9 protein-coding genes are annotated in these 12,163 nt (G+C 71.7%); 8 read left to right on the top strand and 1 reads right to left on the bottom strand.

Annotated elements, in window-relative coordinates:
- Positions 1-88: 88 nt before the first annotated feature.
- Positions 89-1,438, bottom strand: coding sequence for a type I glutamate--ammonia ligase (locus tag DAI20_RS00045; protein ID WP_205781316.1), 1,350 nt, complete (start codon positions 1,436-1,438; stop codon positions 89-91).
- Positions 1,439-1,578: 140 nt separating this feature from the next.
- Between DAI20_RS00045 and DAI20_RS00040 the strand changes: the two genes are divergently transcribed.
- The 8 genes from DAI20_RS00040 (at position 1,579) to DAI20_RS00005 (ending at position 11,618) form a co-directional block, all read left to right on the top strand.
- Positions 1,579-2,388 (top strand): class II glutamine amidotransferase, encoded by an 810-nt coding sequence (locus DAI20_RS00040; RefSeq protein WP_108248561.1) that lies wholly within the window; start codon positions 1,579-1,581, stop codon positions 2,386-2,388.
- 5 nt (positions 2,389-2,393) lie between these two features.
- Positions 2,394-3,257, top strand: a complete 864-nt coding sequence (locus tag DAI20_RS00035; protein ID WP_108248560.1) for a MurR/RpiR family transcriptional regulator — start codon at positions 2,394-2,396, stop codon at positions 3,255-3,257.
- 88 nt (positions 3,258-3,345) lie between these two features.
- Complete coding sequence (gene pheS, locus DAI20_RS00030; RefSeq protein WP_438501976.1) at positions 3,346-4,374, top strand: phenylalanine--tRNA ligase subunit alpha; 1,029 nt, start codon at positions 3,346-3,348, stop codon at positions 4,372-4,374.
- 4 nt (positions 4,375-4,378) lie between these two features.
- Positions 4,379-6,925 (top strand): phenylalanine--tRNA ligase subunit beta, encoded by a 2,547-nt coding sequence (gene pheT / locus DAI20_RS00025; RefSeq protein ID WP_108248558.1) that lies wholly within the window; start codon positions 4,379-4,381, stop codon positions 6,923-6,925.
- 143 nt (positions 6,926-7,068) lie between these two features.
- Positions 7,069-8,118, top strand: coding sequence for an N-acetyl-gamma-glutamyl-phosphate reductase (argC, locus tag DAI20_RS00020; protein WP_108248557.1), 1,050 nt, complete (start codon positions 7,069-7,071; stop codon positions 8,116-8,118).
- Entirely contained in the window at positions 8,115-9,269 is a 1,155-nt protein-coding gene (gene argJ / locus DAI20_RS00015; protein WP_108248556.1) for a bifunctional glutamate N-acetyltransferase/amino-acid acetyltransferase ArgJ, read from the top strand. The genes argC and argJ overlap by 4 nt, the downstream gene beginning before the upstream one ends.
- 2 nt (positions 9,270-9,271) lie before the next feature.
- Positions 9,272-10,291 carry an acetylglutamate kinase gene (gene argB, locus DAI20_RS00010; RefSeq protein WP_108248555.1) on the top strand — a complete coding sequence of 340 codons (1,020 nt, stop codon included), beginning with the start codon at positions 9,272-9,274 and terminating at the stop codon, positions 10,289-10,291.
- On the top strand, positions 10,284-11,618 hold the full coding sequence (locus tag DAI20_RS00005; protein WP_108248554.1) for an acetylornithine transaminase: 1,335 nt from the start codon (positions 10,284-10,286) through the stop codon (positions 11,616-11,618). The genes argB and DAI20_RS00005 overlap by 8 nt, the downstream gene beginning before the upstream one ends.
- The last annotated feature ends 545 nt before the right edge of the window (positions 11,619-12,163 follow it).

Genomic DNA, 12,163 nt, shown 5'->3' with positions numbered 1-12,163 from the left:
GTGACGGGACGGGCTGGGGTGCCGGGATGGGGTCGGTCAGGTCGGGCGCGGTCGGTCGGGTCGAGGTCGTGGGGTCGGATCAGGGCGGTCAGGACGACCAGGCGAAGCGCAGCGCCTCGGCGATCTCCTCGCCGGTGCGGGTGGCGAGAACCTCGGCCTCGTGCCGGCGCACGGCGACGACGCCCTCGAGGATCTCGGGGCCGAGGAGCTCCGCGGCGAGCGCGGATCCCTCGAGCGCGGCGAGGACGGCCGCGTGGTCCGACTCGAGCGCGAGAGCGGGGTCGGCCCGCCCCGCCGGATCGGTGGCGACCTCCGCGGGCAGGGGGAGTCCGGCCTCGATGCCGTGCAGCGCCGAGCCGAGCAGCGCGGCGGCGGCGAGGTAGATGTTCGCCGTCGGGTCCACGATCTTCAGCTCGACGTTCGCGCCGTGCGGGTTGCCCTGCGTCGCCGCGAGGAAGCGCACGGCCGCCTCCCGGTTCTCCAGCCCCCAGCACACCGCCGCGCCCGACCAGTGCCCCGGCTGCAGCCGGTGCGAGGAGAGGAACGAGCCCGCGTAGACGCCGAGGAGCTCCGGCAGCCCGGCCAGGATGCCCCCGATGGCCGATCCGCCGGCCTCGGTGATGCCGTGCGGTCCCTCGCCGCCCGCGAACAGCGGCTCGCCGTCGCGGGCGAGCGAGAGGTGGAGGTGGGCACCGTTCCCCGTGCCGTCGATCCAGGGCAGCGGGGAGAACGACGCGGCCATGCCGTGGCGCGAGGCGACGATTCCGATCAGCGCCCGGGTGAGCACCTGAGCGTCGGCCATGGCGACGGGCGACGCGGGGGCGAGGGACACCTCGAACTGGTCGATCCCGTACTCCGCGTGCACCTGCTCGGGCCCGACGCCCGACGCCTCGAGGGTTGCGGTCAGGTCCACGAGGAACGCCCGGTTGGTCACAACGGACTGCATGCCGTAGGCGGCCCAGGCCGGGCGGGGCAGGCGCTCGCCGTCTGCCGTGGTGAGGGTGAACTCGAGCTCGGTCCCCATGGTGGCGACGAGTCCCAGCGACTCGGCTCGCTGCACCACTGCCGCGAGGCGGCTGCGCGAGCAGAGCGGGGACGGCGTGCCGTCCTGGTTGTAGAAGTCGGTCGGCCCCCAGGCGAGCCCGTCGTCGATGCGTCGCACGCGTGCGGGGTCGAGGCGGAGGCGGAGGTCGCCGGTCACGCCGATCGTGGAGGTGAAGGCGATGGCGTTGTCGACGCAGAACACGTTCCAGGAGGGCGACGCCCCCATGCCGGACTCGACGAACGCCGGAAGCCGGCGCACGGGCACTCCCTTGCTCCGGGTGACACCGCCGAAGTCGACGGCGGTACCGACGAGCAGATCGACTCCGGCCCCCTCGAGCGCGCTCACGAGCGACTCGAGCTCGGTACTCGTCGTTCCGTCCATCGTCTCGTCCACGTGGATCCACTTTCCGCATCGGGTTCACATCGTCGTGGCATCATCATGGGGCAGATTTGTTTCAAAGTCATTACAAGGAAGCGGCCTGTTACATTCGTTTCATTCGCCCGTCCGACTCGTCCTGGGAGGATCGCCCCGACATGTGCCGTCTCTTCGCCTACGTCGCCCCCACCCCCTCCGCCGCGGACGCCGAGCTCGGCCCTGCGGGCATCGAGAGCTTCGTGTCGCTCGCGCAGGTGCACGGCGACGGGTGGGGATGGTCAGGCATCGCGGATCCCGGCGCCGCGCCCGAGGTGCAGAAGTCGGTGCGATCGGCCGCCGAGGACGAGGCCTTCGGCTCCGCGATCGCCGCCCAGGCCCGCGCCGCGATGGTCCACCTGCGGTGGGCGACGCTCGGCCTTGGCGTGCAGGACGACAACACCCACCCCTTCCTCGCGGACGGCATCTCGTTCGAGCACAACGGATCGGTGAAGCCCCTCGACCGGGTGCGCTCGATGCTGTCCCCGGCGAGCGTCGAGCGCCTCGTCGGCCAGACCGACAGCGAGATGTACTTCGCCCTCATCCGGGAGAAGGTCGCGGACGGCCTCCCGTTGCCGGCGGCGGCGCTCGAGGTGGCGAGCCGCCTCCGGGCGACGTTCCCGGCGAGCAGCCTGAACGCGATCCTCCTTGACGCGGAGCAGCTCATCGTCGTACACGCGTCGGCGGGCAGCTCGCTCGACGAGGAGGACATCGCGGAGATCCTCGCCTACGACCTGCCGGACGAGCACGCGGAGGACTACTTCGCCCTGCGCTGGCGCCGCAAGGATGACGGCACCGTGCTGATCGGCTCGACGGGCGTGGCCGGAACCGACTGGGAGGCGCTCCCGCCGGAGTCCGTCACGACCATCCGCCTGGCGGACGGGCACGCGACGACGGAGTCGCTGTTCGCCGCCGAGGCCCGGGTAGCCTGACCGTCGTGGCCGAGGGGAAGCGCACCGTCGCCGATCTGACGACCGCGGCGTTGCCCACGCTCAGCCGGGCGGAGCGGCAGGTCGGACGCGTGCTACTCGGCGACTACCCGAGCGCGGGGCTGTCGACCGCGGCGGGCCTCGCCCAGGAGGCGCGGGTGAGCCCGCCCACGGTGCTCCGCTTCGCCCAGAGCCTCGGCTTCACCGGCTTCCCCGACCTGCAGCGGGCCCTGCGTGAGGAGCTGCGGCTGCGCTCGTCCGGGCCGATCAATCGGGTCGACGACGAGGTCGTCGCCGGGGGCTCGGCGCGGGAGACCGTGCTCCACTTCGCCCGCGCGCAGTCCGAGCGGGCCGTCGACTCCCTCGGCCGCATCCCCGAGTCCTCCTGGGATGCTGCGGTGTCCGCGCTGTCGGATCCCGGCAAGCGGATCGTGCTCGCCGGCGGCCGATTCTCCTACCTCCTCGCCTACCACCTGGGGCTGCACCTGGAGCAGCTGCGACCCGGGGTGCGGATGATCAACGACCCCGACGGCCGCGACCTCGGCACCGTGCTCGACCTGGGCCGGCGCGACGTCGTCGTGCTGTTCGACTTCCACCGCTACCAGCGGAGCGCTTCCGACCTGGCGACGGCGGCGCAGCGCCGCGGCGCCACGCTCGTGCTCGTCACGGACAGCCTGGCCTGCCCGATCGCGCCGCGGGCCGACGTCGTGCTCGACGTGACGAGCGACGCGGGGCAGACGTTCCAGAGCATGTCCGCCGCGTTCCTCCTCACCGAGCAGCTGCTCACGCTCGTCGTCGACCGGATGGGCGAGCCCGCCCTCACCCGCCTCGCCCTGTGGGACCGGTCCCGCGATGCCGAGGTCCTCCCGTAGCGTCCCCGCCCACACCGGCCACGGCAAGACCCTGCGGCGGCGGGGGCGCACCCGGGACGCCGTAAACTCGTCTCTCGTGTCTGACCCCATCAACATCTCCGGATCCGACGTCGACCAGGCGGTGGATGCCGCGCTGACGGACATCGCCGCCGCCGCCGACTCCGCCGCCCTCCGCGCCGCGCGGAACGCCCACGTCGGGGAGGCATCCGCACTCGCCAAGCTCAACGCCGGCCTGCGCACCGTGCCGAAGGATCAGAAGGCCGCGGCGGGCAAGCTCGTCGGCCAGGCCCGCGCCCGGGTGAACCAGGCGCTCGCCGCCCGCGAGGCCGAGATCGCCGAGGCGGAGGCGGCCGCGCAGCTCGCCGCCGAGGCCATCGACGTCACGGCGCTGCCGACCCGCTGGACGCCCGGCGCGCGCCACCCGCTGCTCACTCTCGAGGAGCGGATCGTCGACATCTTCGTCGGCATGGGCTGGGAGCAGGGCGAGGGGCCGGAGCTCGAGAGCGAGTGGTTCAACTTCGACGCCCTCAACTTCGACGCCGACCACCCCGCCCGGGCCATGCAGGACACGTTCTTCATCGATCCGCCGGAGTCGCACCTCGTGCTCCGCACGCACACGTCGCCCGTGCAGATCCGCTCGCTCCTTGCGAGCGAGCTGCCCGTGTACCGCATCTCGCCCGGCCGGGTGTACCGCACCGACGAGCTCGACGCGACGCACACCCCCGTCTTCCGCCAGGTCGAGGGCATCGCCGTGGACCGCGGCCTCACCATGGCGCACCTGCGCGGAACGCTCGAGCACTTCGCCCGAGCGATGTTCGGCGAGGAGGCGCGCATCCGCCTGCGCCCGAACTACTTCCCGTTCACCGAGCCCAGTGCCGAGATGGACGTGTGGCACCCCGGTGCCAAGGGCGGGCCCCGGTGGATCGAGTGGGGCGGCTGCGGCATGGTCAACCTGAACGTGCTCAAGTCCGCGGGCATCGACCCGGACGAGTACACCGGCTTCGCCTTCGGCATGGGGGTCGAGCGCACCCTCATGTTCCGCAACGACCTGAGTGACATGCGCGACATGGTCGAGGGCGACATCCGCTTCTCGCAGCAGTTCGGAATGGTGGTCTAGAGGCATGCGTATCCCCATCAGCTGGCTCGGCGAGTACGTCGAGCTGCCCGGAGACGTCACTGCCGAGGACATCCACGCCGCCCTCGTGCGCGTCGGCCTCGAGGAGGAGGACGTGCACCGCTTCGAGGTGACCGGGCCCGTCGTGGTCGGGCAGGTCCTCGAGGCGACGCCCGAGCCCCAGAACAACGGCAAGACGATCAACTGGTGCCAGGTGCGCGTCGCGCCCGAGGGGCAGCTCGCGGCGGACGGCGGCGCCGACGTGCGCGGCATCGTCTGCGGCGCCCACAACTTCACCGTGGGCGACAAGGTCGTGGTGACCCTGCCGGGCGCCGTGCTGCCCGGGCCGTTCCCGATCGCCGCGCGGAAGACCTACGGCCACGTGTCGGACGGCATGATCGCGTCGACCAAGGAGCTCGGCCTCGGCGACGACCACGCCGGCATCCTCGTGCTGTCCTCGATCGGCCTCGACCCCGAGGTCGGCACGGATGCGGTGCGCCTCCTCCACCTGGACGACGAGGCGGTCGAGGTGAACGTCACGCCCGACCGCGGGTACGCGTTCTCCATCCGCGGCATCGCCCGGGAGTACTCGCACTCCACCGGCGCCGCCTTCACGGATCCCGTCGAGCGCGTCGCCGCGGACCTGTCGGCCGCGCGGCCGAGCGGGTTCTCGGTGACCGTCGAGGACGAGGCGCCGATCCGCGGGCGCGTCGGCTGCGGCGTCTTCGTCACCCGCACGGTGCGCGGCATCGACGCCACCCGCCCCACGCCGCCGTGGATGGTCGCGCGCCTGAAGCTCGCCGGCATCCGGTCCATCTCGCTCGCGGTCGACATCACGAACTACGTGATGCTCGAGCTCGGCCAGCCGATCCACGGCTACGACCTCGACCGGCTGACAGGCGGCATCACCGTGCGGCGCGCCCGTCCCGGGGAGACGCTCGTCACCCTCGACGACCAGACCCGCACGCTCGATCCCGAGGACCTGCTCATCACCGACGGGTCCGGCGCCATCGGCCTGGCCGGCGTCATGGGTGGCGCCGCGACCGAGATCTCGAGCGGCACGACGAACGTGCTCATCGAGTCCGCCAACTTCGACCCCGTGTCGATCGCCCGCACCGCCCGCAGGCACAAGCTGCCGAGCGAGGCGTCCAAGCGCTTCGAGCGCGGTGTCGATCCCGCGGTGGCGTCCGCCGCGGCCGCGCGGGTCGTCCAGCTGCTCGTGGAGCACGCGGGCGGCACGGCGGACGAGCTCGGCTCCGTGCTCGACGAGTCCGAGCCGCCCGCCGCCATCGCCCTGCCGGCCGACTACGTGACCCGCCTCATCGGCGTCGACTTCTCGGCCGACGAGGTGCGCGGAACGCTCGCGGCCGTCGGGGCGTCCGTCGAGAGCACCGGCGCCGGGTTCTCCGTGACCCCGCCGACGTGGCGACCCGACCTCATCGACGCCGCGAGCCTCGCAGAGGAGGTCGCCCGCATCGTCGGCTACGACCGCATCCCCTCGGTGCTGCCCGTCGCCCCGCCCGGCCGCGGCATCACGCGCGAGCAGCGCCTGCGTCGCAAGGCCGCCGACGCCCTCGCCGCAGTGGGCGCGGTCGAGGTGCTCAGTTACCCCTTCCTGTCCGGGATCGCGAACGACACGTTCGGCAGCCCGACGGAGGATGCGGTGCCCGCGGTGCGACTCGCGAACCCGCTCGACGTCGAGGCGCCGTTCCTGCGGACCTCGATGCTGCCCGGCCTGATCGACGTCGCGCGCCGCAACCTCTCCCGCGGTTTCACCGACCTGTCCCTGTTCGAGATCGGCCTCGTCTTCCGGCCCGAGCCGGGCGTCACCTACGGCCACGCGACCGACCTGCCGCAGGGCGGCGCGCTGCCGAGCGACGAGACCCTCGCTCTGCTGAACGCCGGCATCCCCCCGCAGCCGCGTCACGTCGGCGTGCTCGTGACGGGCAACACCGTGGCGAAGCAGCCGGGGCAGACCGCGCTTCCCGCGGGCGTCGCCGACGCGCTGACCGCCGTGCACCAGCTCGCCGCGTCCGTCGGCGCCGAGGTGCGGGTGATCCAGGGCCGGCACAAGGCCCTGCACCCCGGACGCACCGCCGAGCTGGTCGTCGACACGCCCACCGGGGCGGTGCCGATCGGCTTCGCGGGCGAGCTGCTGCCCGCGCTCGCGCGGGAGCTGGACCTGCCGCGGGTCGTGGGCGTCGCCGAGGTGGATCTGGACGCGCTGCTGGAGCACGCCCGCCGCGAGGTCGTCGTGTCCCCGATCGTGTCGATGCCGGCCGCGACGCAGGACCTGAGCCTCGTCGTTCCGGTGGACGTGCCGGCCGCCGAGGTGCTGGCGACCATCATCGAGGGCGCCGGCGAGCTTCTGGAGCAGGCGCGGCTCGTGGACGACTACCGGGGCACGGGCGTCGCCGAGGGGGAGAAGTCGCTCACCTTCGCGCTGCGCTTCCGCGCCGCCGACCGCACGCTCACGGCCGCCGAGGCGACCGAGGCGAAGAACGGGGCGGTCGCGCTCGCCGCCACCCGCTTCGGGGCCACCCTCCGCGACTGACCCCGCGCCCCCTCCCGTGAGGTGCCCACTTCGGTCCCGAATTCCGCCCGAGAGGGTCCGAAGTAGGCACCTCACGCGTGCGCGTGCGGGGTGAGGCGCTTCGGCGGAAAGAGGCGGGTGCCGGGCGGCAGTAGGTTGGATGCATGACTTTTTCGGTGGCGGTCGCGGGCGGAAGCGGATACGCGGGCGGCGAGCTCCTCCGCCTGCTGGCCGATCACCCCGAGTTCGACGTGCGCACCGTCACCGCGTACTCCAACGCGGGATCGCATCTCCTCAGCGTGCATCCGCACCTGCGCAGCTACGGCGACCTCGAGCTCGTGGAGACGACCGCGGAGAACCTCGCGGGGCACGACGTCGTGTTCCTCGCCCTGCCGCACGGCAAGTCCGGCGCCATCACGGCGGAGCTGGATCCCGAGACCCTGGTTGTCGACTGCGGCGCGGATCACCGCCTCACGAGCGAGTCCGCCTGGGCGAAGTTCTACGGTGGCGAGTTCTACGGCGCCTGGCCGTACGGGATGCCGGAGCTGGTGCACCTGGACGCCCCGGAGGCGCAGCGCGAGCACCTGAAGGGCGTCAAGCGCATCGCGGTGCCCGGCTGCAACGTGACCGCGATCACCCTCGCCCTCGCCCCCGGCCTGAAGGCGGGCGTCATCCGCCCGGACGACATCGTGTCGGTCCTGTCGGTCGGCCCGTCCGGCGCCGGCCGGGCCCTGAAGACCAACCTCCTCGCCAGCGAGATCCTCGGCTCCGCGAGCGCCTACGGCGTCGGCGGCATCCACCGGCACACCCCCGAGATCCAGCAGAACCTCGAGCTCGCGGGCGGGTCGCCGGTAACCGTGTCCTTCACGCCTGTGCTCGTGCCCATGGCCCGCGGCATCCTCGCGACGTCCACCGCCCGGCTCGAGCCCGGCTTCAGCGCCTCCGACGTGCGGGCCGCCTGGGAGCTGGCGTACCGCGACGAGCCCTTCGTGCACCTGACCCCGCCCGGCGTCTTCCCCAGCACCGCGGACGTGCTCGGCTCGAACACGGCGCTCGTGGGGCTCGCGATCGACGAGGCCGCGCAGCGGGTCGTGGCCGTGTCCGTCATCGACAACCTGGGCAAGGGCACCGCGGGGGCGGCGATCCAGTCCGCGAACATCGCTCTCGGACTGCCCGAGACGACGGGACTGCAGAGGAACGGGGTGGCGCCGTGAGCGTGACAGCAGCACGAGGATTCGTGGCGGCGGGCGCCGTCGCCGGACTGAAGTCCACGGGGGCGAGGGACCTCGCGCTCGTGCAGAACCACGGGCCGAGCCAGGCGGCGGCCGCGGTGTTTACGAGCAACCGCTGCAAGGCGAACCCGATCCTGTGGTCGCAGCAGGTGATCGCCGACGGCACCGTCGCCGCCATCGTGCTGAACTCGGGCGGGGCCAACTGCTACACCGGCGCCCGCGGCTTCCAGGTGACGCACTCCACGGCCGAGACGGTGGCCGAGTACCTCGGCATCTCGGCGGGCGACGTCCTCGTGTGCTCGACGGGCCTCATCGGCGAGCAGCTTCCGCTCGACAAGCTGCAGGACGGCGTCGGGGCCGCCGCGGGCTCGCTCGCGGAGTCCGGCGGCGCGGACGCGGCCGAGGCCATCATGACCACGGACACCCGGCCCAAGCAGGCGGTCTTCCGCTCGCCCGACGGCTGGACGGTCGGCGGCATGGCGAAGGGCGCGGGCATGCTCGCGCCCGGGCTCGCGACCATGCTCGTCGTGCTCACGACCGACGCCGACCTGCCCTCCCCGGTGCTGGACGCATCCCTGCGGGCCGCGACGCGGGTCACCTTCGACCGCCTCGACTCCGACGGCTGCATGTCCACGAACGACCAGGTCACCCTGCTCGCCTCCGGCGCGTCAGCGGTGGTGCCGGCCGTCGACGACTTCACGGACGCGCTCACCGACGTGTGCCGTGACCTCGCCCTCCAGCTGCAGGCGGATGCCGAGGGCGCGAGCCACGACATCGCCATCGAGGTCGTGAACGCGGCGTCGGAGGACGATGCCGTGACGGTCGGCCGGGCGGTGTCCCGGAGCAACCTCTTCAAGGCGGCGGTCTTCGGCAACGACCCGAACTGGGGCCGCGTACTCGCCGCCGTCGGCACGACTGACGCGGCCTTCGACCCCTACGGGATCGACGTCGCCATCAACGGCGTGCAGGTCTGCCGAGCGGGGGAGCCGCACGAGAGCCGCGACCTCGTCGACCTCTCACCGCGGGCCGTGCACGTGCTGATCGACCTGCACGCGGGCGGCGAGACCGCGACCATCTGGACGAACGACCTCACGCACGACTACGTGCACGAGAACAGCGCATACGCGAGCTGAGGATGGCGGACCCGACGATCGACGCGACGGAGAGCGACCAGCAGGTGACGGACCAGCGCGGCAGTGACCAGCCCAGCACGGACCGGCCCGGCACCGACCAGCGCGGCACCGACCAGCCCGGCACGGACCGGAGCAGCACGGACCAGGATCAGGCGCGGGAGAAGGCCGCCACCCTGATCGAGGCGCTGCCCTGGCTGATGCACTTCCACGACCGCATCATCGTGGTCAAGTTCGGCGGCAACGCCATGGTGAGCGAGGAGCTGACCCGGGCGTTCGCGGAGGACATCGTCTTCCTCCGCTACGCGGGCATCCGCCCCGTGGTGGTGCACGGCGGCGGCCCGCAGATCTCGTCGATGCTGAAGCGCCTGGGCATCGAGTCGGAGTTCCGCGGCGGCTACCGCGTGACGACGCCGGAGGCCATGGACGTCGTGCGCATGGTGCTGACCGGCCAGGTGAGCCGCAGCATCGTGGGCCGCATCAACGAGCACGGGCCGCTCGCGGCCGGCATCTCGGGCGAGGACGCGGGCCTGTTCCGCGGCCGGCGCCGGTCCGCCGTCGTGGACGGCGAGGAGATCGACCTGGGGCTCGTCGGGGACGTGGTCGAGGTGGACCCCGCCGCCGTTCTCGCCCAGCTCGAGGCCGGCCGCATCCCCGTGGTCTCCTCGATAGCGCCGGACATCGACGATCCGACGCAGTCGCTCAACGTCAACGCCGACTCGGCCGCGGCCTCGCTCGCGGTGGCGCTCGGCGCCGAGAAGCTCGTGGTCCTCACCGACGTGGCCGGGCTCTACAGCGACTGGCCCAACCGGGAATCGCTCGTCTCGGTCATCGGGGCGGATGCGCTGCGCGAGCTGATCCCCAGCCTCGAGTCCGGAATGATCCCCAAGATGGCGGCGTGCCTCGAGGCCGTCGACGGGGGAGTGGCGAAGGCGGCGATCATCGACGGCCGCATCCCGCACTCCATCCTCCTCGAGATCTTCACCCGGAGCGGCATCGGCACGGAGGTCGTCTCCCATGTCTGACCACCCCACGGAAACGGATCACGGCTGCGCGACGGATGCGGTTCCGGAGCTTCCTCCGGTTCCCGAGCCGGCCGACGGGTCGTCCCCCCGGTCGGATTCCCCCACCTGGCACCACGCCCCGCCGCCGGATGCGGTCACCCCGTGGGCGGAGCGCTTCAGCTCGGCCATGATGCGCTCGTCCCCGCCGCCGCTCGCAATGCTCGTCCGCGGTGAGGGTGCCTGGGTGGAGGACAGCGCGGGCAAGCGCTACCTCGACTTCCTCGCCGGCATCGCCGTCAACTCGCTGGGGCACGCGCATCCCGCCCTCGTCGAGGCGGTGAGCAGGCAGATCGCCACTCTTGCCCACGTGTCGAACTACTTCGCGACGCCGTCGCAGATCGAACTCGCCGAGCGACTCCGCCGGCTGAGCGGCGCCGGGGACGCCGGGCGCGTCTACTTCGGCAACTCGGGCGCCGAGGCCAACGAGGCCGCCTTCAAGCTGGCCCGCCGGAACAACGAGTCCGGGCGGCGCACGCGCATCCTCACCGTCAAGGGCTCCTTCCACGGCCGCACCATGGGGGCCCTCGCCCTGACCGGTCAGCCCGAGATGCAGGCGCCCTTCCTGCCTCTGCCCGGTGGCGTCGAGCACATCGACGCCACGATCGAGGCCCTCGAGGCATCCATCGACGACACGGTGGCCGCCGTGCTCGTCGAGCCCATCAAGGGCGAGGCGGGGGTCGTCGAACATCCCGACGGCTTCCTGCGGCGCGCGCGCGAGCTGACCCGTGAACACGGCGCCCTGCTGATGCTCGATGAGATCCAGACCGGTGTCGGTCGCACCGGCAGGTGGTTCGCCTTCCAGCACTACGGGATAGAGCCGGACGCCATCACCGTGGCCAAGGGCATCGCCGGCGGAGTGCCGATCGGCGCCATGGTGACCTTCGAGCGCGCGTCCGACCTCCTGCAGAAGGGGCAGCACGGCAGCACCTTCGGGGGGAACCCCCTCGCCACCACCGCCGCCAACGCCGTACTCCGGGAGATCGAGACGGCCGACCTGGTGGGGAACGCGGAGCGCAGGGGAGAGCAGCTGCGCGACGTGATCCGTGGCATGCGCTCCCCGCTCATCCGGGAGGTCCGCGGGCGAGGACTCCTGCTCGGGCTCGGTCTCGCCGAGCCGGTCGCGGCACGGGTCGCCTCTGCCGCGATGCAGGAGGGGCTGATCATCAACGCTCCCAACCCGTCCAGCATCCGCATCGCGCCGCCGCTGATCATCGGCGACGCCGAGGTGGCCGAGTTCCGGGCCCGCTTTGAGCGTGCGCTCGGGCACCTGCACGCCGGCGCCGAGTAGAGCCACATCGCCGGGATTCCGGGGAACTGTGGCGCGACACGCCCGGGCTGCAGCGCCGAGTTGCGGCCCCCTGGAGCCCTGCGTAAAGTACTTACTTGTCACCCCAAAGGTGCGGGAAAGCCGCTGAGCTTCCCGGCCTCAAGCGGGGGCCACCTCCTCCACCTGGTTCAGACGCTCTTGCGAGTAGTCGGATCGGATGCGTAGGATGGGACGTCGCTCCGACAGTTCCCCTCACCCGAACCGGGCCAGGATCATCACGATCCGAACCGCCCGGCCGAGTTGACGGGGGCCAGGAGATGATGTAAGCTAAGGAAGTTGCCTCGGAGGAAGTCCTGAATAGGGATGGATCCGGGTGCGTCCGATCCTTGAGAACTCAACAGCGTGCACAATGTCAAATGCCAAATATCCTCGGCAATCACCTTTTTGGTGGTTGGTGAGATTCCTTTGGATTAGATAATGAATGTCAGTTGATATTCGAATTTAGTCAGAACAAACTCGCGGAGACTGGGTATCGATTCCCGGTTCTGGTTTTCGCATCTAGATGT

It is taken from the genome of Planctomonas deserti, assembly GCF_003067705.1.
Classification (GTDB): Bacteria; Actinomycetota; Actinomycetes; order Actinomycetales; family Microbacteriaceae; genus Planctomonas; species Planctomonas deserti.
This window is presented reverse-complemented; position numbering and strand designations above follow the sequence as displayed.